At 69.6% G+C, this 20,256-nt stretch carries 15 protein-coding genes and 1 pseudogene; all 16 read right to left on the minus strand.

Annotation, left to right across the window (positions count from 1 at the left end; translation table 11 throughout):
• The coding region (gene ftsZ, locus TSB10GB4_RS23520) for a cell division protein FtsZ (protein WP_186397735.1) at positions 1–1,569 on the minus strand (1,569 nt) is incomplete at its 3' end.
• Between the two features lie 114 nt (positions 1,570–1,683).
• Complete coding sequence (gene ftsA, locus TSB10GB4_RS23525; RefSeq protein ID WP_208984951.1) at positions 1,684–2,970, minus strand: cell division protein FtsA; 1,287 nt, start codon at positions 2,968–2,970, stop codon at positions 1,684–1,686.
• Between the two features lie 32 nt (positions 2,971–3,002).
• On the minus strand, positions 3,003–3,905 hold the full coding sequence (locus tag TSB10GB4_RS23530) for a cell division protein FtsQ/DivIB (RefSeq protein WP_208984950.1): 903 nt from the start codon (positions 3,903–3,905) through the stop codon (positions 3,003–3,005).
• On the minus strand, positions 3,902–4,831 hold the full coding sequence (locus TSB10GB4_RS23535) for a D-alanine--D-alanine ligase (RefSeq protein ID WP_186387345.1): 930 nt from the start codon (positions 4,829–4,831) through the stop codon (positions 3,902–3,904). Before TSB10GB4_RS23535 ends, TSB10GB4_RS23530 begins: the two co-directional genes overlap by 4 nt.
• Positions 4,824–5,807, minus strand: coding sequence for a UDP-N-acetylmuramate dehydrogenase (gene murB / locus TSB10GB4_RS23540; RefSeq protein WP_186397736.1), 984 nt, complete (start codon positions 5,805–5,807; stop codon positions 4,824–4,826). Before murB ends, TSB10GB4_RS23535 begins: the two co-directional genes overlap by 8 nt.
• Complete coding sequence (gene murC / locus TSB10GB4_RS23545) at positions 5,804–7,225, minus strand: UDP-N-acetylmuramate--L-alanine ligase (RefSeq protein WP_186397737.1); 1,422 nt, start codon at positions 7,223–7,225, stop codon at positions 5,804–5,806. The genes murB and murC overlap by 4 nt, the downstream gene beginning before the upstream one ends.
• The gene (gene murG / locus TSB10GB4_RS23550; RefSeq protein ID WP_186397738.1) at positions 7,222–8,367 is read right to left on the minus strand and encodes an undecaprenyldiphospho-muramoylpentapeptide beta-N-acetylglucosaminyltransferase; all 1,146 of its coding nucleotides are present in this window, start codon (positions 8,365–8,367) and stop codon (positions 7,222–7,224) included. Before murG ends, murC begins: the two co-directional genes overlap by 4 nt.
• Positions 8,368–8,377: 10 nt before the next feature.
• Positions 8,378–9,535 carry an FtsW/RodA/SpoVE family cell cycle protein gene (locus TSB10GB4_RS23555; protein ID WP_186397739.1) on the minus strand — a complete coding sequence of 386 codons (1,158 nt, stop codon included), beginning with the start codon at positions 9,533–9,535 and terminating at the stop codon, positions 8,378–8,380.
• Positions 9,535–10,935: a UDP-N-acetylmuramoyl-L-alanine--D-glutamate ligase gene (gene murD, locus TSB10GB4_RS23560; RefSeq protein ID WP_186397740.1), complete on the minus strand. Its 1,401-nt coding sequence runs from the start codon at positions 10,933–10,935 to the stop codon at positions 9,535–9,537. Before murD ends, TSB10GB4_RS23555 begins: the two co-directional genes overlap by 1 nt.
• A gap of 4 nt (positions 10,936–10,939) precedes the next feature.
• Positions 10,940–12,025, minus strand: coding sequence for a phospho-N-acetylmuramoyl-pentapeptide-transferase (mraY, locus tag TSB10GB4_RS23565; RefSeq protein ID WP_186387339.1), 1,086 nt, complete (start codon positions 12,023–12,025; stop codon positions 10,940–10,942).
• 13 nt (positions 12,026–12,038) lie between these two features.
• Positions 12,039–14,168, minus strand: a complete 2,130-nt coding sequence (locus TSB10GB4_RS23925; protein ID WP_371328933.1) for a UDP-N-acetylmuramoylalanyl-D-glutamyl-2,6-diaminopimelate--D-alanyl-D-alanine ligase — start codon at positions 14,166–14,168, stop codon at positions 12,039–12,041.
• A 267-nt stretch (positions 14,169–14,435) separates the two neighbouring features.
• Positions 14,436–15,908: pseudogene (locus TSB10GB4_RS23930) on the minus strand (UDP-N-acetylmuramoyl-L-alanyl-D-glutamate--2,6-diaminopimelate ligase); the annotation flags it as partial.
• 80 nt (positions 15,909–15,988) lie between these two features.
• Positions 15,989–17,701 carry a penicillin-binding protein 2 gene (locus TSB10GB4_RS23575; protein ID WP_186397742.1) on the minus strand — a complete coding sequence of 571 codons (1,713 nt, stop codon included), beginning with the start codon at positions 17,699–17,701 and terminating at the stop codon, positions 15,989–15,991.
• Positions 17,702–17,710: 9 nt separating this feature from the next.
• A complete protein-coding gene (locus TSB10GB4_RS23580) occupies positions 17,711–18,067 on the minus strand; it encodes a hypothetical protein (protein WP_186387336.1) in 357 nt (118 codons plus the stop codon).
• A 4-nt stretch (positions 18,068–18,071) separates the two neighbouring features.
• On the minus strand, positions 18,072–19,091 hold the full coding sequence (gene rsmH / locus TSB10GB4_RS23585; RefSeq protein WP_186397743.1) for a 16S rRNA (cytosine(1402)-N(4))-methyltransferase RsmH: 1,020 nt from the start codon (positions 19,089–19,091) through the stop codon (positions 18,072–18,074).
• Positions 19,088–19,555 carry a division/cell wall cluster transcriptional repressor MraZ gene (gene mraZ / locus TSB10GB4_RS23590; RefSeq protein WP_186397744.1) on the minus strand — a complete coding sequence of 156 codons (468 nt, stop codon included), beginning with the start codon at positions 19,553–19,555 and terminating at the stop codon, positions 19,088–19,090. Before mraZ ends, rsmH begins: the two co-directional genes overlap by 4 nt.
• Between the last annotated feature and the right edge of the window lie 701 nt (positions 19,556–20,256).

The following is a 20,256-nucleotide window of genomic DNA, read 5'->3' on the forward strand; positions in this document are numbered from 1 at the left end:
CGCCGGGCGCGGGGCCGGCTGCGGCTGGCGCGGAGCGGGCGCCGCCTCGGCGACCGGCATCGCCGGCATGTCGTCCTCTTCCTCGCGGCGGCTCAGGCCGTTGGCCAGGCGGCGAAGCAGGCTCATCGGCCGGCGGTCCTCGCCGTGATGGGGCTCTTCTTCCGCCGCGCGGGCGTGGGCATGAGCCCGCATCTCGCGCTGCGCCACCGGCGGAAAGTCCTCGATCGAGGGCATGCGCGCCGGCTGCGTGACGGTTTCGGCGACCGGCGGGATATAGGGCTCGACGACCGGCGCATCGGCAACCGGCTCGGCGAGATCCGCCTCGTCCAGATCAGCCAGCGGACCACCGGTGCCGATCATGCCGGGAGCGGGAGAGAAACGGGCGATCTCCACCTCCGGATCGGTCGCGGCCTGCACCGGCTCGGGGATCTCCAGTTCCTGCTCGATCTTCTCCACTGCGGCCGGGCGAACCGGTGCGGCCGGGCGCGGTGCCGCGGCGGCCGCCGGCCTAGGGCGCACCATCGGCGCCGGATCGGAGATCGTCTTGAGGCGCTCGGTCAGCTCGGCCATCCGCGCTTCCGCCGGAGAGACATCGTCGCGCAACTCCTTGTCGATGCCGGTCGCCACGACCGACACGCGGATGATGCCGTCGAGGCTCTCGTCGAAGGTCGCGCCGAGTATAATGTTGGCGTCGGCATCGACCTCCTCACGGATGCGGGTGGCCGCCTCGTCCAGCTCGAACAGGGTCAGGTCGTTGCCGCCGGTGATCGAGATCAGCAGGCCGCGCGCGCCCTTCATCGAGGTCTCGTCGAGCAGCGGGTTGGCGATCGCCGCCTCGGCCGCCTGCATGGCGCGCTTCTCGCCGGAGGCTTCGCCCGTGCCCATCATCGCCTTGCCCATGCCGCGCATGATCGAGCGCACATCGGCGAAGTCGAGGTTGATCAGGCCTTCCTTGACCATCAGGTCGGTGATGCAGGCAACGCCCGAATAGAGCACCTGGTCGGCCATCGCGAAGGCGTCGGCGAAGGTGGTCTGCGCATTGGCGATGCGGAACAGGTTCTGGTTCGGGATGACGATCAGCGTGTCGACCGCCTTCTGCAGCTCGGTGATGCCGGCCTCGGCGATGCGCATGCGGCGCACGCCCTCGAACTGGAACGGCTTGGTGACGACGCCGACGGTCAGGATGCCCATCTCGCGCGCCGCGCGGGCGATCACCGGGGCAGCGCCCGTGCCGGTGCCGCCGCCCATGCCGGCGGTGATGAACACCATATGCGAGCCGGACAGGTGGTCGTTGATCTCGTCGATGACCTCTTCGGCCGCCGCCGCACCCACATCGGGCTGCGAACCTGCGCCGAGGCCTTCGGTCACGGCAACGCCCATCTGGACGACGCGCTCCGCGTGGTTGCTGGCCAGCGCCTGGGCATCCGTGTTGGCGACGACGAAGTCGCAGCCCTGCAGGCCGGCCTGGATCATGTTGTTGACGGCATTGCCGCCGGCGCCGCCGACGCCGAACACTGTGATTCTCGGCTTCAGTTCCTGCAGATCAGGCATTTTCAAGTTGATGGTCATGGCTTCCTCGCGACCCTCGAAAGTCCGTTGCCGGAGCTTTCACTCAAACCCTCAGTTCCCTCGTCCTGCGCCGGGGGTTGTGCGACCCGACGCTTCCCGAGGCAGTTTCCCGCCTCAGAAACTCTCCCGGATCCAGTTGCCGACCCTCGCCAGCGCGCTCGATCCGAATGTCCATCTGGTGTTCGCGCCGCGCGGCTCGAACTGCTCGACCTGTGCCACCTGCGGGTAGATCAGCAGTCCGACGGCGGCGGCGAAAGCCGGTCCCTTGGCCGCTTCCGGCAGTCCGGCGACGCCGAGCGGGCGGCCGAGCCGGACCTGGCGGCCGAGAACCCGGCGTGCCACCTCGCTCAACCCGGTGAGCTGGCTCGCCCCGCCGGTGAGCACGATGCGCTTGCCCACCCGCCCGGCGAAGCCGGAGGCGGTGAGCCTGTCGCGCACCAGTTCCATGATTTCCTCGACCCTCGGCACGATCACCCGCGTCAGCATCGAGCGCGGGATCTGGTGCGGCAGGTCACTGTCCGCATCGACCGGCGGGATCGAGATCAGATCCCGCTCGTCGGCCTGGCTCGGCAGCGCCGAACCCTGCAGCGTCTTGATCCGCTCGGCATCGGCAAGGCGCGTCGACAGCGCCCTGGCGATGTCCATCGTCACGTGATGGCCGCCGACGGCGATGGCGTCGGTATGCACCATCTGCCCCTCGACGAAGACCGACAGCGTCGTGGTGCCGCCGCCCATGTCGACACAGGCGACGCCCAGCTCCGCCTCGTCCTCCACCAGGGTGGACAGGCCGCTGGCATAGGGCGTTGCCACCATCGTCTCGACGGTGAGGTGGCCGCGGTTGATGCACAGTTCGAGATTGCGCACCGGCGCCACCTCGGCCGTCACCACCTGCATGTCGACGCCGAGCCGGCGGCCGATCATGCCGCGCGGGTCGCGGATGCCGCGATTGCCGTCCAGCGTGTAGGCGATCGGCAGCGCATGCATGACCGCGCGCCCGTCCGCCACCGTATGGGCGCTGCCGGCCGACAGCACCCGCTGGATGTCCGCCTCGCAGACGGAGTCCGAGGCAAGCCCGACGCTCGCGGTGATGATCTCGGAGGTCAGCCGGCCGCAGGTGACGTTGGTGATCAGCGATTCCACCGTCAGCCCGGCCATGCGCTCGGCCGCGTCCACCGCCAGGCGGATCGCCTGTTCGGCCGCGTCCATGTCGACGACGACGCCGGACTTGAGGCCGCGCGAGCGCTGGTAGCCGTAGCCCAGCACCTCGATCGAATGGGTGCGCCCCGGCAGCACGCAGTCGTCGTTGCGCGGGCTCAGCTTGGCGATCAGGCAGCAGACCTTGGTCGAGCCGATGTCGAGCACCGAGACGACGACGGCCCGGCGGCTCGGCAGCGGCCGCATGCGCGGCAGATAGATCGGGGCGGATCGGCGGCTCATGCATTGCCTCCCGAACGCCGGGGGCTGCGCGACTTGAGCTCGTTCTCGCGCCGCTCCATCGCCTCGCCGCTCAGGCGCACCACCACCCGGTCGGGCAGGCGGATATCGACGACGGTGATGTCGCGGGTCAGAAGGCCGGTCTCCGCGTCCAGCCGCATCAGGTCGGCAAGCGCCCGCGGCACGTCCGTCTCCGGCAGCCGCACGGTGATGCCGTTCTCCAGCAGCAGGTCCCAGCGCCGGTCGGAGACGAGGCGCGCGGCGCGCACCCTCGGCCGTAGCTCCGGCACCTTCTCCAGCGCCGCCAGGATCCGGTCGCCGCGATATTGCGCGCCGTGGCCCACCAGCATCAGGAGATTGGCATAGCGCCCGTCGACCTCGTCGCTGATCACCCGGCCGCTCGCGTCGATCACCGACAGACGGTCGCCGCGCTGCCACAGGGCGAAGGCCTCGCGCTCGTCGATGCGCACCTGCAGCGTACCCGGATAGAGCTTCTGCACCGACACCGTCTCGACCCAGGGGATGCGCGCCAGCCGTTCGCGCGCGGCGGCCGCGTCGAACAGGGCGAGCGAGGTGCCCTGCTCGATCTCCAGCGCCTCGAGGATCTCGAATTCGGTCGTCTCGCGCTGGCCGGAGAGCTTAACGGCCGCGATCTCGAAACCGGCGGCCGAGGTCAGTGATTCGCTCACCGTGCGGGCGTAGCCGCCGACGGCCAGGGCATAGAAGATGGTCGCCGACAGGAAGACCAGCGCGCCGGCCGTGCCCGTCCACTCGGGAAGATCCTGCAGGATGCCGGCCGCGCGCCACAGCGGGCGGCGGTGCAAACGGGGCACGCCGCGACCGCGCGGCGCCAGCGCCGCCTCGATCGGCAGGACCATGTCCTCACCCCGTTTCGCCTTCATCGTCCGCAACTTGCGTCCTCCACCAACCAACTGGTCAGCTCTTCGTATGAATGTCCCGCATGGGCCGCGATCTCGGGCACAAGCGAGGTTTCCGTCATTCCGGGCTGAGTGTTCACTTCAAGACAAATCAGTTCGCCGCCGCCGCCGGGTTGTTCGTCGAAGCGAAAGTCCGCCCGCGACACGCCCTTGCAACCGAGTGCCTGATGCGCCCGTAGGCTAAGTTTCTGTACTTCTTGGTAAACAAATGGTGAAATTTCCGCCGGCAGGATGTGTTGTGATCCGCCGGGGGCATATTTCGCGTCAAAATCGTAGAAACCGTGTCCCAGCGGCATCACCTCGGTGACCCCCAGTGCCACGTCTCCCATCACCGCGCAGGTCAGTTCGCGCCCCGGCACGTAGCGCTCGATCATCACCGTGTCGCCATAGGGCCAGTCGTCGCGATAGAGCTCCTGCGGCGGATGCGGCGCATTGTCCTTGACGATCAGCACGCCATAGGACGAGCCCTCGCGCACCGGCTTGGCGACATAGGGCGGGCTCATCGCATGCGCGCGCGCCGCCTCCAGCCTGTGGACGACCCGATGCTCGGCAACCGGAATGCCGACCGCCTTCATCACCGCCTTGGCCTTCTGCTTGTCCATGGCGAGAGCCGAGGCCGCGACCCCCGAATGGGTGTAGGGAATGCCGAGGATCTCCAGCACGCCCTGGATGCAGCCGTCCTCGCCGAACGGCCCGTGCAGCGCGTTGAAGGCGACGTCCGGGCGCAGGTCGGCGAGCACCGCGGCGATGTCGCGCTGCACGTCGATCCGCGTCACCCGGTAGCCGCAGCGCTCCAGCGCCGCCGCGCAGCCCTCGCCCGACTTCAGGCTCACCGAGCGCTCGGACGACCAGCCGCCCATCAGCACCGCCACATGCTTGCGTTCAGCCATCGCTTGCCGCCTCCGCGAGCCGCTTGCCGAGAAACGGCTCGACGCTTTGCTCCGCCGCCCACACGCCGAGCCGCTTGATCTCCCAGTCCAGCGCGATGCCGCTGGTCTCCAGCACCCGGGCGCGCACCGTCTCGCCGAGCAGCTCCAGGTCGTGGCCGGTCGCCTCGCCGGTGTTGATCATGAAGTTGCAATGCATGTCGGACATCCGCGCCCCGCCGATCTGCAAGCCGCGGCAGCCGGCCGCATCGACCAGCTTCCAGGCCGAGTGCCCCGGCGGATTCTTGAAGGTCGAGCCGCCGGTCTTCTCGCGGATCGGCTGCGCCGCCTCCCGGTGAGCATTGACCTCGGCCATCTCCTGGCGGATCGCCTCGCGCTCGCGCGGCACGCCGCGGAACAGCGCCTGCGTAAAGATCGTGTCGGCCGGCTGCGCGCTGTGCCGGTAGCGATAGGCCATGTCGTCGCGGCTCAACCGCACGATCTCGCCGGCCCGCGTCACCCCGGTCAGTTCCACCATCACCTCGGCGGTCTCGCTGCCATGCGCCCCGGCATTCATCCTCAGCGCCCCGCCGATGCCGCCGGGAATGCCGGCATAGAAGGCAAAGCCGCCCTGCCCGGCATCCGCCGCCGCCTCGGCGAGCCGCTTGTCCGGCACCGCCGCGCCCGCGCGGATCGCCCCGTCCTCCTCGACCGCGACCGTGCCGAAGCCCTTCGCCGCCAGCCGCACGACGACGCCCTCGATGCCGCCGTCGCGCACCAAGAGGTTGGAGCCAAGGCCGATCGGCAGCACCGGCACCTCCGGCGGCAGAGCTTTCAGGAACAGCGCCAGATCGTCGGTATCGGCCGGCTGGAACAGCAGTTGCGCCGGGCCGCCGACGCGGAACCAGGTCACGGCCGACAGCGGCTGGTTCGGCGTCAGCCGTCCGCGCAGCCCGATCCGGTCGAGACCGTGACGGGCGACGAGGTCGGGCCAGCTCATGCCGTGCCCCCGGTCTTGCGGGCGTCGGCGAGCCGCGCCGGCAGGGCCTGCGCCCATTGCGTGATGTTGCCGGCGCCAAGGCAGACGACATAATCGCCCGGCTCGGCGATCCGCGCCACGCTCGCCGCCAGCTCCTCCTCGCCGCCGATCACATGCACGCTGCGATGGCCGCTGGCGCGAATGCCGTCGGCGAGCGCCGTATGGGTGATGCCCTCGCGCGGGGCCTCGCCGGCCGCATAGACCGGCGCGCAGACCACATGGTCGGCATCGTTGAAGCAGGTGGCGAAGTCGTCGAACAGGCTCTCCAGCCGGCTGTAGCGATGCGGCTGCACCACCGCCACCACCTTGCCCGGCGCCACCGCGCGCGCCGCCGCCAGCACCGCCCGGATCTCCACCGGATGATGGCCGTAATCGTCGAACACCTCGATCCCGTCGGCGCTGCCGGTATGGGTGAAGCGCCGCTTCACGCCCCGGAACGCGGCCAGTCCCTTGCGGATGCTGTCGCCGTCGATGCCGAGCTTCCAGGCGACGGCGATCGCCGCCGTTGCGTTGGAGACGTTGTGCAGGCCCGGCATCGGCAGGGCGATGTTCTCGATCACCTGCGTCTTGCCGGAAATCCGGTCGCGAAGCTCGACCTTGAAGATCGAACTGGCGCCTTCCGTCTTCAGGTCGAAGAAGCGCACGTCCGCCTGGCGGTTCTGGCCATAGGTGATGACCTGCCGGTCCTCGATGCGCCCGACCATCGCCTGCACTTCCGGGTGGTCGAGGCACATCACGGCAAAGCCGTAGAACGGCACGTTCTCGACGAATTGCAGGAAGGCGTCGCGCACCCCGTCGAAATCGCCGTAATGGTCGAGATGCTCCCGATCGATATTGGTGACGACGGCGATGTCGGCCGGCAGCTTGACGAAGGTGCCGTCGGACTCGTCCGCCTCCACCACCATCCAGTCGCCCTGGCCCATCCGCGCATTGGTGCCATAGGCGTTGATGATGCCGCCGTTGATCACCGTCGGGTCGAGCCCGCCGGCATCCAGCACCGCCGCGATGATCGAGGTCGTCGTCGTCTTGCCGTGGGTGCCGCCGATGGCGATCGCCTGCTTGAAGCGCATCAGCTCGGCCAGCATCTCGGCGCGCCGCACCACCGGCAGGAAGCGCTCGCGCGCCGCTGCAAGCTCGGGATTGTCGCGCTTGATCGCCGAGGAGACGACGACGACGCGCGCCTCGCCGAGATTGGCCGCGTCATGGCCGACGGTCACCGCGATGCCCTTGTCGCGCAGCCGCTTGACATTGGCGCTGTCGGAAACGTCCGAGCCCTGCACGGTGTAGCCGAGCATGTGCAGCACCTCGGCGATGCCGCTCATGCCGATGCCGCCGATGCCGATGAAATGAACCGGACCGAGGTCCTGGGGCATCTTCATGATGCGCTTCCTCTTTGATCGAGATGGGCCGCAAGGGCGCCAACCGGCGCTCCGCTCGCGACGTGTTCGACGAGATCGGCGAGACGGCCGACCGCGTCCGGATGTCCCGCGGCACGCGCCGCCCGTGCCGCCGCCGAAAGACGCTCGGGCGCGGCCATCAACTCGCCCAGCAGCGCCGCCAGCCGCTCGGCATCGAGATCCGCCTGCCGCACCGGCCAGGCGCCTCCGGCGCTCGCCAGCACTTCGGCGTTGCGGCCCTGGTCGTTGTCCAGCGCATGCGGCAGCGGCACGAGGATCGAGGGCCGGCCGATCACCGCCAACTCGCTGACGCTGGACGCGCCCGAGCGGCACAGCACCAGATGCGCATTCGCGATCCGCTCCGGCATGTCGACGAAGAAGCTGGCGAGCTCCGCCTTGACGCCGAGCCGGTCGCAGGCCTCGCGCATGCGCGCCATGTCTTCCGGCCGGCACTGCTGGACGAGCTCCAGCCGCGCCCGCTCCTCGCCCGTCATCCGCTCGAGCGCGCCGGGCATCGCATCGCTGAAGAAGCGCGCGCCCTGCGAGCCGCCGAACACCAGCAGGCGGAAGGTCTCGCCGGGGCCGGCGGCGACATAGTCGCGCCCGCTCGCGGCGATCACCGCATCGCGCACCGGATTGCCCGTACGCACGGACTTTGCCGCGAACTGGCTGTCGTCGCCATCGACCAGCGGAAAGCTCGTCGCCACCGCCGTCACCCGGCCGGCCAGCATCCGGTTGGCCCGGCCCATCACCGCATTGGCCTCGTGCAGCACGCTCGGCACGCCGCCGAGGAAGGCCGCAAACATCGGCGGAAAGGTCGGATAGCCGCCGAAGCCGACGACCGCGTCCGGGCGCAGGCGGGCGATGAGCCGCCGCGCCTGGATCAGGCCCCTGCCGAGCTTCAAGGCAGTGCGGGCGAGCGCCAGCGGCGACCTGCCGGACAGTGTCGCCGAGGAGATCACATGCACGGCGCGCGCCGGAAAGTCCTTGCCGAAGTCGCTGACGCGGGCATCGGTCGCCAGCTCCACCACATGGCCGCGGCGGCCGAGTTCGGCCGCCAGCGCCTGCGCGGGAAACAGATGGCCGCCGGTGCCGCCGGCCGTGATGAGGATGGTACGAGACATCGTTCCCCGCTCACGACAGATGCGCGGGAGACAGGCGCGACACCACCACGCTGTCGGAGCGCGAGGCCTGCGGCCGCCGGCGGGTCAGCGCCAGCACGAAGCCCATCGAGATCGCCATCGCCAGCAGCGACGAGCCGCCATAGGAGATGAACGGCAGGGTCATGCCCTTGGCCGGCATCAGGTTGAGGTTCACCGCCATGTTGATGCCCGCCTGGATGCCGAACAGGACGATCAGGCCGGCGGTCGCCAGACGCCCGAACGGATCGCTGTCCTGCGCCGCGTGGCGCAGGCCGCGCAGCACCACGAAGGCGAAGACCAGCAGCAAGAGCAGGCAGACGACGATGCCGAATTCCTCCGCCGCCACCGCGAAGATGAAGTCCGTATGGCTTTCCGGCAGGATCCGCTTGATCGTGCCCTCGCCCGGCCCCCGGCCGAACCACGAGCCCGACACGAAGGCCTCGATGGCGCGGTCGATATTGTAGGTGTCGCCGGCGCCCGGATCGAGGAAGCGGTCGACGCGGCTCTGCACGTGCGGCAGCATCATATAGGCGGAGACGAGACCGCCGAGGCCGAGCACGCCGAGCGGCACGATGGCGAGCCACGACAACCCGTTCAGGAAGATCAGCGCGGCGAAGACCAGCGCGATCAGCATGGTCTGGCCGAAGTCCGGCTGCGCGACCAGCAGCGCCGCCGACATCACGAAGAGCAGCGTCGACAGCAGCGTGCCGGGCACTTCCGGCCGCCGTCCGCCCTCCGCCATCAGGAAGGCGGCCAGCACGATCAGCGCCGGCTTCAGGAACTCCGAGGGCTGGATCGAGAAGCCGAGCATGTTGATCCAGCGCCGCGCGCCCTTGGCCTCCATGCCGATGAACAGCGTCGCCACCATCAGCACCATGGAGAGGATGAACAGCACCAGCGCGGCGCGGCGCACATAGCGCGGGCTCAGCGCCGAGATCGCCAGCATCAGGGCCAGCGCCGGCACCAGGAAGAAAGCCTGCCGCTTGATGAAGTGATAGCTGTCGATGCCGAGCCGCTCGGCGACCGCCGGGCTCGCCGCGAAGGACAGCACGATGCCGCCGATCATCAGCACGATGAACCCGGCGACCAGCAGACGGTCGACGGTCCAAAGCCATTCGGCGAAGGGGCTTCGATCGGCACGGCTGACCATCACGCGATCTCCTGTCCGGTCTGTTGCGGGACGATCCCGCGCACGACCTCGGCAAATGCCCGTCCCCGGGCCTCGAAATTGGGAAACTGGTCGAAGGAGGCGCAGGCCGGCGACAGCAGCACCACCGGCTCGTCCGCCCCGTCGCGTGCCGCATCGCGCGCCGCCGCGGCAACCGCCGCGTCCAGTGTGCCGGACATCTCCGTCTCGACATGGCCGGCCAGCGTCGCGGCGAAGTCCTGCGCCGCCTCGCCGATCAGATAGGCCTTGGCGATCCGGCCGAACCACGGCCGCAGGCTGTCGATGCCCCCCGCCTTGGCCCGCCCGCCGGCGATCCAGTAGATGCGTGAATAGCTCGCCAGCGCCCGCTCGGCCGCATCGGCATTGGTCGCCTTGCTGTCGTTGACGAACAGCACCCGCCCGGCGCGCGCCACCATCTCCATGCGATGGGCAAGGCCGGGAAAGCTGGCGAGCCCCGCGCGGATCTCATCCGCGGGCAGCCCCAGCGCCCGGCAGGCGGCGATGGCCGCGCAGGCGTTCTGCGCGTTGTGCGCGCCGCGCAGCGACAGGATCGGCGCCAGGTCGACAAACACGCTCTGCGCGCCTCCCTCGTCCAGCCACAGCACGCTGCCCTCCGCGTGGACGCCGTCCGCCACCGGATGGCGGGCGCTGATCCGCCGCACGGGCGTGCCGGCGCGCGCCGCCCGCTCGGCGACCGCCACGCTGTGCTGATCGTCGATCCCGACCACGGCGAGCCGGCTCCCGGCGATCAGCCGTTCCTTGACGCTGGCGTAGTGCTCCAGCGTGCCGTGCCGGTCGAGATGGTCCGGCGTGATGTTGAGCAGGATGCCGACCGACGGGTCGAGCGAGGGCGCAAGGTCGATCTGGTAGGACGAGCACTCGATGACATGGATGCGCGCGGGCGAGGGCGCCGCCAGTTCCAGGATCGGCACGCCGATATTGCCGCCCATCTGGGCATCGCGCCCGGCCGAGGTCAGGATATGGGCGATCAGCGCCGTCGTCGTCGACTTGCCGTTGGTGCCGGTGATGGCGACCAGCGGCGCGTCCGGCGCGGTCCGCCGCCGCTCGCGCAGGAACAGTTCCACATCGCCGATCACCTCGACGCCATGGCTGCGGGCAAGCTCCACGCTCCAGTGCGGGCGCGGATGGGTCAGGGGCACGCCCGGCGCCAGCACCAAGGCGGCGATCCGCGACCAGTCCTCCTGGCGCAGGTCCGCAACGGTGAGCCCCGCCTTGCGCGCCGCCTCGCGCCCGGCCTCGCCATCGTCGAAGCACACGGGCTCGGCGCCGCCGGCGGCAAGCGCGCGCGCCGTCGCCAGTCCCGATCCGCCAAGGCCGAAGACCGCAACGCGCCTGCCCTTGAACCCGCTGACCGCGATCATCGCCTCACCTCAGCTTCAGCGTCGCGAGGCCGACCAGGGCGAGAACCACGGCGATGATCCAGAAGCGGATCACCACCTGGCTTTCGGTCCAGCCGAGATGCTCGAAATGGTGGTGGATCGGCGCCATCTTGAAGACGCGCTTGCCGGTGAGCTTGAACGAGGCGACCTGCACGATCACCGAGACCGCTTCCAGCACGAACAACCCGCCGATGATCGCCAGCACGATCTCGTGCTTGGTCGCCACCGCGATGGCGCCGATCATGCCGCCAAGCGCCAGCGAGCCGGTGTCGCCCATGAAGATCGCCGCCGGCGGGGCGTTGAACCACAGGAAGCCGAGACCGGCGCCGATCACCGCGCCGCACAGCACCGCCAGTTCGCCGGTGCCCGGAACGTGGTGGATCTGCAGATATTCGGCGAAGACCGCGTTGCCCGACAGATAGGCGATCAGGCCGAAGGAGGCCGAGGCGATCATCACCGGCACGATGGCGAGGCCGTCGAGACCGTCGGTCAGGTTCACCGCATTGCCCGCGCCGACCATCACGAAGGCGGCGAAGGGAACGAAGAACAGGCCGAGGTTGAACGCCAGGTCCTTGAAGAAGGGAAAGCCGATCGAGGTGCCGTGCGCGCCGACTTCCAGCAGCGTCACGCACCAGGCGGCGAAGCCCGCGATCACGAATTCCAGCCCCAGCCGGCTGCGGCCGCTGAAGCCCTTGTCCGTCGCCTTGGTGACCTTGAGATAATCGTCGTAGAAGCCGATGGCGCCGAAGCCGACCGTCACGCCGAGCACGATCCAGGTATAGGGATTGGCGAGGTTCGCCCACAGCAGCGTCGCGACGATCATCCCCGACAGGATCATCAGGCCGCCCATCGTCGGCGTGCCCTTCTTGGTCAGCAGATGGCTCTGCGGCCCGTCCGCGCGGATCGGCTGGCCGTGTCCCTGGCGCAGGCGCAGCGAGGAAATAATCATCGGCCCGAACAGGAAGATGAACAGCAGCGCCGTCATGATGGCGCCGCCGGTGCGGAACGTGATGTAGCGGAACACATTCAGCGCCGAGAACTGGTCGGAAAACGCGACGAGGAAATAAAGCATCGATACAGCGTTCCTATTCGGCCCCGTCGTCCTCGACGGGGAATTCGCGTTTCAGGGCATCGACGAGCGGCCCCATGCGGGTGCCCAGCGATCCCTTGATCATGATGACGTCGCCCGGACGGATATCCTCGACAATCAGCGGCTTCAGGCCCGCCGCCTCCTCGGAATAGGCGCCGCGTTGGTGCTTCGGCAGCACGTCCCACAGGGCATGCATGCGCGGTCCGGCACAGTAGACGAGATCCGCGCCGGATTCGGCAACCGCCGCGCTCAAGGCCGCATGCAGCCGCAGTTCGGCCTCGCCGAGCTCCAGCATGTCGCCGATCACGGCGATCCTGCGGCCGTTGCGCTCGATCGGCGTTTCCTTCAGGAGGTGCAGCGCCGCGCGCATCGAGGCCGGATTGGCGTTGTAGCTCTCGTCGATCAGCGTCGCGCGGCCGCTCGGCAGTCGCAGCACCGCCTGCTGGCCCCGCCCCTTCGGCGCGCGGAAGGCGGCGAGCGCCATGCCGGCCCGGGCGAGATCGCCGCCCAGTTCCGCCACCGCGCCCAGCACGGCGAGGCTGTTGGTGACCAGATGCGTCCCCGGCGCGCCGACCTTGTAGGTGATCTGCTGGTCGAAGACATGGCCGGAAATCGAGGTGCAGCCGGTCTGCGCCGAGATCCGCTCGGCCTGGACATGGGCGGGCCCGAGCCGGCCGAAGGTGGCGATGCGGCGCACCCCGGCCGCCTTGGCCAGATAGGTCAGGAGGTCGAACTGGTCGTTGTCGCGGTTGAGCAGCGCCAGCCCGCCCGGCTCCAGGCCGAGAAAGATCTCGCCCTTGGCCTGGGCGATGCGCTCGACCGAGCCGAAGAACTCCAGGTGCACCTTCTCCACCGTGGTGATCACCGCCACATGCGGGCGCACCATCTGCACCAGGGGCGTGATCTCGCCCGGATGGTTCATGCCGATCTCGAAGACGCCGAACTCGGTGTCCGCCGGCATCCGCGCCAGGGTCAGCGGCACGCCCCAGTGATTGTTGAAGGAGGCGACCGGCGCATGGGTGCGGCCCGATGCGTCGAGCGCCAGTTTCAGCATGTCCTTGGTGCTGGTCTTGCCGACCGAGCCGGTCACCGCGACGATGCGGGCGCGGCTGCGCGCCCGCGCGGCCCGGCCGAGGTCGCGCAGCGCCTCCAGCGGGTCCTCGACGACGAGATAGCGCCCCTGCGGCGGCAGCGAGCCGACCCGCTCGCGCGCGACGATGGCAAGGGCGGCGCCCGCCTCGCAGGCCTTGGCCGCGAAGTCGTGCCCGTCGAACCGCTCGCCGGCGATCGCCACGAAGGCCTCGCCGGGCGCGATGCTGCGGCTGTCGATGGAAACGCCGGTGATATGGGGACTGTCGGCGCCGCGCAGCTCGCCGCCGGTCGCCGCGACCATTTCCTTCAGATACCACAGCGGCCGGTCGGGCTCGGCCTCCACCGGCTCGCGGTCCACCGGCATCGGCTTGACCGTCTGCGCGGCCGGCGCGGTGAACACCGGCACGGCCGGTGCGACAAAGGCCGGATGGACCGCCACCGCGCGCGCGGGAACGGGCACAGGCTCAGGCTCAGGCTCGGCTTCGAACTCCGGCTCGACCTCTGCCGCTTCTTCCTCGTCCTCCGCCTGGAGGTCCGGCTCGGTCAGGGCGGCCTCTTCCGCCTCGTCCGCCTCGTCCGGCGCCGCCGGCTCGTCGGCCAAGGCATCCGGGAGATCGTGCGGGGGCCACCAGTCGGAGGATGGTTCGTCGTCGATCTTGTCTTCGGCCTCACCCGCGAAGTCGAGGTCCGGCTCGCTCTCGTCCGGCGCCGCGGCGAGCGGCTCGTCCTCGGCCAGATCGTCTTCTGTCAGGTCGTCTTCGGCGAGGTCGTCTTCTGTCAGATCCGGTTCTGCCGGCTCTTCCTCCGCTGGCTCCCCGTCCTGCAGCTCCCCCTCCGCGTCCAGCGTAGTCTCGCCGTCGGCGGGGTCTGCCGTCTCGCCCAGCAGATCCTCCTCGGACAGCAGGAACTCCGGAAAATCCGGCTCTCCCGGCGCCGCGTCGGCCAGGTCATCGTTGTGTCGCGCCAGCAGTTCCTTCGCCAGCAGGTCCGCCATCGACGGCGCGCCGGGCGCGGCGGCATCCTCGTCGGCCATCTCATGGACGTCGGCCTCATGGCCCTCGTCCTCGTCGAACAGGTCGTCGAGCACCTCGTCCCCGGACGAGCGCTCCGCCGCGTCAGCGTCCGCCTCGAAGCGCTGGCTCAGCACCTGCTCCAGCGCGTCGTCGAGATCGAAGTCCCCGCCAGTGTCCCCGCCAGTGTCTGCGCCCGTGTCTGCATCCGCCTCGATGTCCGCATCGGTGTCGAGATCGAGATCCAGGTCGAGCCCGAAGTCGATGGCCCCGTCCTCTGCCGCCTCGAACAGCGCACTTTCGGCCACCGCCGCAATCGCCGCGCGGGCGACCTCGTGATCGGAGAAGGGCAGCACCTCGTTGCCGACGATCTGCCCCGGCTCGTGCCCCTTGCCGGCGATGCACAGCACGTCGCCCGGCTGCAGCATGCCGATGGCCGCTTCGATGGCGTCGCGCCGGTCGCCGATCTCGATCGCCGCCGGTGCCCCGTCCAGCACCTCGGCGCGGATCTTTGCCGGGTCCTCGCTGCGCGGGTTGTCGTCGGTGACGATGACGATGTCGGCCTGCCGGCTGGCGGCCTGTCCCATCAACGGCCGCTTGCCCGGATCGCGGTCGCCGCCGGCGCCGAAGACGACGATCAGCCGCCCTTGGGTAAAGGGGCGCAGCGCCGCCAGCGCCGTGTCGAGCGCGTCCGGCTTGTGCGCGTAGTCGACGAAGACCAGCGCGCCGTCGTCGGTCTCCCCGACCAGTTCCAGCCGGCCCGGCGCGCCCTCCAGGCTTTCCAGCGCCGCCAGCGCCACATCGGTGGCGATCCCGCAGCAGATGGCGAGCCCGGCGGCGATCAGCGCGTTCGACACCTGGAACCGGCCGGCCAGCGGCAGGCGCACCTCGAACGGCCCGTCCGCCGTCTCCAGCGACAGGATCTGGGTAAAGCCCTCGTGGCGGATATCGAGAAGCTTCAGGTCCTCGCCGCCCTCGCCGACGGTGAAGACCGGGTGGCCGCGCTCGCGCGCCACCGCCAGCACCCGCCCCGCATAGGGCGCCGCCGGCTCCAGCACCACCGGCCGGTCGGCGTCGAGCAGCGTTTCGAACAGCCGCAGCTTGGCGGCGAGATAGTCCTCGACATCGGCGTGGTAGTCGAGATGGTCGCGCCCCAGATTGGTGAAGGCCGCCGCCGCAAGGCGCAAGCCGTCGAGCCGCCGCTGGTCGAGCCCGTGGCTGGACGCCTCCAGCGCCGCATGGGTGATGCCGTCGCCGGCGAGCTGCGCCAGCGTCTGGTGCAGCGTCACCGGGTCCGGCGTCGTCAGGCTGCCATACTCGGCGCCCCGGCTCGTCACCGTGCCGATGGTGCCAAGGCTCGCCGCCTCGAAACCGGCATGGGCGAAGATCTGGCGGGTGAAGACGGCGACCGAGGTTTTGCCGCTGGTGCCGGTCACCGCCACCAGCGCCTCCGGCTGGCCGTCGTGGAAGCGCGCGGCCATCAGCGCCAGGTCCCGGCGCGGATCGTCGCTGACGAGGACGGGGCAGCCGCCCGCATCCGGGCCGAGCGCCGCAAGCGGCGTGTCGCTGCCGACCAGCAGGGCGCTGGCGCCGGCCTGGCGCGCCGCCGCGATGAAGCGCGTGCCGTCCGCCTTCGCGCCCTTCAGCGCCGCGAACATATATCCCGTGGAAACCGTTCGGCTGTCCGCTGACAATCCGGCGATCTCGGTTTCGAACTCGGGCGCGGCGAGCGCCTGTTCGCCGGTGAGGTCCTTCAGCAGCATATCCTGCGCCAATATCCGTTGTGCGTCGTCATAGGAACCTCAAGGCGGCTTTGGTGCGACCCCGCCGCCAGGCGATCCGGTCAGTAGGAAATCGATACGGTCTCCGTCTTGTCTCCGAACTTCGGCAACACTCCCAGCATCGGGGCGACCCGCCGGATGATGGCCGAGGTGACAGGGGCGGTGTTGAGGCCCGCAGTGGCGGCGACGCCCTCGCGCTCCGGCTTGGGCTCGTCCAGCACGACGAGGACCACGTAACGCGGGTTGTCCATCGGGAAGGCAGAAAGGAAAGAATTGCGGCGCTTGTTGGATACGTAGCGGCCGTTTTCGATCTTTTCCGCCGTTCCGGTCTTGCCGCCGACCACATAGCCGGGCACTTCGGCGCGGCGGCCGGAGCCGTTCAGCACGTTGAGGCGGAACAGGTAGCGCATGATCTCGCTGGTCCTCGGCGAGATCACCTGCTTGGCGAGCGCATCCGCCTCCTCGCGCGAGCGCGGTTGGAAGGTCGGCGGGATCAGCCGGCCGCCATTGACCAGCGCAGCGGTCGCCACCGCCGTCTGCAGCGGCGTCACCGAAATGCCGTGGCCGAAGGAGATGGTGATCGCCGCCAGCTCGTTCCAGCGCGGCGGCAACAGCGGCGTCGCCACTTCCGGCAGGTCGGTCTGCAACCGGCTGGTCAGCCCGATGCGCTCCAGGAATTCCTTCTGCCGGTCGATGCCGGCCGCCAGCATCATCTTGGCGGTGGCGATGTTGGAGGAGTAGATATAGGTCTCGGCGACCGACAGGATCCGCCCCTTGCCGTGGAAGTCGTTGATCGTCCGCCCGCCGACCCGCAGCGGCCGCGAGGCGTCGAAACTGTCGTTCATCGTCACCCGGCCGCTGTCCAGCGCCATGGCGACGGTGAAGCCCTTGAACACCGAACCCATCTCATAGACGCCGCCGGAGGCCCGGTTCATGCGATCCTTCTCCAGCGCCTGGGCGCGGTCGTTGGGATCGAAGTCGGGCAGCGACGACATGGCGACGACCTCGCCGGTCTCCGCGTCGAGAATGATGCCGACGCCGGCGATCGCCCGGTAGCGCTCCATCGCCTTCACCAGCTCGTCGCGCACCACATGCTGCACCCGCAGGTCGACCGACAGCCTCACCGGCTCCATCGGCCGCCCCCTGGCGAAGCCGAGCTCGCGCAGGTCGCCGAGCCAGGCCCGGTCGACGGCCAGTTCCATGCCGGAAATGCCCTGGTTGTCGACATTGACCGAGCCGACGATATGGCCGGCCGTCGGCCCGCCCGGATAGAAGCGGCTGTTCTCCTCCAGGAAGCTGATGCCCGGGATGCCGAGATCGTGGATCTGCTGGCGCTGGCGCGGGGTCAGCTCACGCTTCAGCCAGATGAAGCCGGCCTTGCTGGCCAGCCTCCGGCGCACCGAGTCGGTGCCCAGTTCCGGCAGCACGCTGGCGATGCCTTCCAGCGCCTCGTCGACGTCGAGGATCTTGCGCGGCTCGGCGAACAGCGAGGCGGTCTTGATGTCGGTCGCCAGGATCTCGCCGTTGCGGTCCAAGAGGTCGGGGCGGGAGGCGGCGACGCTGTCCTGCGCCGACAGATAGGAGGCCGACTTCGCCTCCTCGCTCAGCCCCAGCATCACCAGCCGGCCGCCGATCGCCAGATAGGCCAGTGCGAACACCGCCATCGCCATGTGCACGCGGGCGCGCACCGCCCGTGTCGAGGGGCCGCGCGGCACGTGCCGTTCGCCGACGCTGCGGCGCTGCAGGAAGGAGACGGGCTGATCGCTGATCGCCATCCTCGCCCCCTAGCGGACCGTTGGTGACGTGCCGGCATAGCCGCCGAGCGTCACGTTGCTGTTGATCGGCTCGAGCTGCACCGGCCTCACCGGCACGTCCTCGATCCGGGTGATCTGCTCCACCGAGAGCGGCTGCAATTGCAGATGCTCGTTGTAGCGCTCGACCAGGCGCTGCAGGCGGCTCGGATCGTTGAGCAGGCTCCATTCGGCGCGCAGCAGTTGAAGCTGCGAGCGCTCCTCCTGGATCTGCCGCTGCAGGGCGGCGACATGCTCGGCGGAGCGCTCCGCGTCATGCTTCATCTCGTAGACGACCGCGGCGGCGGCCAGGACGCCGATGGCGAGGATGACGTTGGTATAGCGGCTCATGGGCTTACTCCTCCCCGACCGGCGCGGCGACCGACGGGGCGCCGAGGTCGCGGGGATCGACTTCGCGTGCGGGGGCATCGAGGCGGCGGGCGGCGCGCAGCTTGGCCGAGCGCGCACGCGGGTTGGCGGCAGTCTCGGCCTCGCCCGGCTCCACCGCGCCGCGATGGATCGGCTCGAACGTGGCCGGCGGCACATCCAGGTCCGGCATGTGGCGGGACCCGCCGGCGCGGGTGCGGCTGCGCTCGGCGATGAATTTCTTGACGATCCGGTCTTCCAGGCTGTGGAAGGTGACGACGACGAGCCGCCCGCCCGGCTTCAGCGCCCGCTCGGCCGCGGCCAGCGCATCGACGACTTCGCCGAGTTCCCGGTTCACATAGATGCGCAGCGCCTGGAAGGTCCGCGTCGCCGGGTGGATCTGCTTGCCCTTGAACGAGCGCCCGACCACCTTCTCGACCACGGCGGCAAGGTCCGCCGTGCGCTCGAAGGGGCGCTCCTGGCGCCGCTCGGCAATCGCCCGCGAGACGGCGGAGGCGCGCCGCTCCTCGCCCAGGATGCCGATGAGCCGGGTCAGATCGCGCTGCGGCAGGGTGTTGACGACATCCGCTGCCGACAGTCCGCGCACTTCCATGCGCATGTCCAGCGGCCCGTCATGGCGGAAGGAGAAGCCCCGCTCCGCCTCGTCGAGCTGCATCGAGGAGACGCCGAGATCCAGCACCACCGCATCGACCTGCGGATGGCCGCAGGCCGCCGCATGGGCATCGAGCGCGGAAAACCGGCCCTCGACCAGGGTCAGCCGGCCGCCGCTCCGGGCGACCAGCCCCTGCCCGCCGGCGATCGCGGTGGGATCGCGGTCGATGGCGATCACCCGCGCGCCGGCGTCGAGCAGCGCCGAACTATAGCCGCCGGCGCCGAAGGTGCCGTCGACGACGGTGGCGCCCGACACGTCGCCGAGCGCCTCCAGCACCTCGCTCAGGAGAACCGGGACATGGCGGGGCGCCGCCTCGTCCTTGCGCTGCGCCATCATTGGCCGCCCCCCGAGCCTGAGCCCGCGCGGGCCGAGGACAGCACCGACATGGCGCGCTTCTGGGCGTCGGCGCGATGGGCGCGGAAGCGCTCCGGCTCCCAGAGTTGGAACTTGTAGCCCTGGCCGACAAAGGTGACCTGGTCCGTCACTCCCGCATGTTCGCGGATCATGTCCGAGAGCATCACCCGGCCGTCGGCGTCGATCTTCAGGGTTTCGCTGGCGCCGAACAGCGCCGTCGACAGGGCGTCGTGGTCCTCGGTCAGCGTGTCGAGCCCATCCAGCCGCTTCTGGATTTCCGCGACGAGCTGGTGCCCGCCCGCGTCCACGGCCATCTGATGCAGGGAGGGAAAGCAGTAGAGGCCTTCGAAGCCGTCGCGGGAGAGGGTCTGGCGAAAGGGAGCCGGAACGGAAACCCGCCCCTTGGCGTCGAGTCGATTTGTGTAGTGCGACACGAAGCCGGACATCGATTCTCTCGCCCCATCGCCGGATGCGCCGCACCCGGCCCCTACCAAACTCCCGATCCCTGGAAACGCCGATGCGTAACGCAACGTCGGCGGCCCGACCGCATGTCGGCCCGCACTGTCGAATTGTGAGCCGCTTGAGCCCCGTTGCAGCCTCTCGAAACGGGATGATTTGGGATATCATGGGATCCTATGGGTGGTCAATGGAATCCGATGGTTTCCGCCCCTTCCCCGCCATTGCACAAAAACCCGTGCGACAGTTATCCACCGTTAAGCTTAATTTTAGGTTGCCAACGGCTCGCATCCTGCAAGCCAGCGGATTCGCGGTCTTTCGCGCCGCTCTCCCCCGCCGCGTCCGGCGGGTCGCGCGACTTGCCCACAGGCGGGCCTGTCCGTCGTCCTCGCCCCGGCCGGGTCGCTCCCTGCGCACCATCCTCTCCCCGCGTCTTCCCGGACGAGGCCGAAGGCCGAAGATCCGGGACCGGGGAGCCGAGGTGCTTGCGGAAGCGCTCCCGAAAGATGCCGCCACCGCCGTGGCTCGCCGGTTCCGTTGGGGTGGACGGCCCCCATCCGGCGCCGTTTTGCGCCAAGATGATGGTCCCAACACATCGAAGGAGCCGCCCAATGAACGAGATTACGCGCATCGGCATGGACACGTCCAAGCATCTCTTCCAACTCCACGGGGTTGATGCCGCCGGAGAGAG

It is taken from the genome of Stappia sp. TSB10GB4 (assembly GCF_900185745.1).
Classification (GTDB): domain Bacteria; phylum Pseudomonadota; class Alphaproteobacteria; order Rhizobiales; family Stappiaceae; genus Stappia.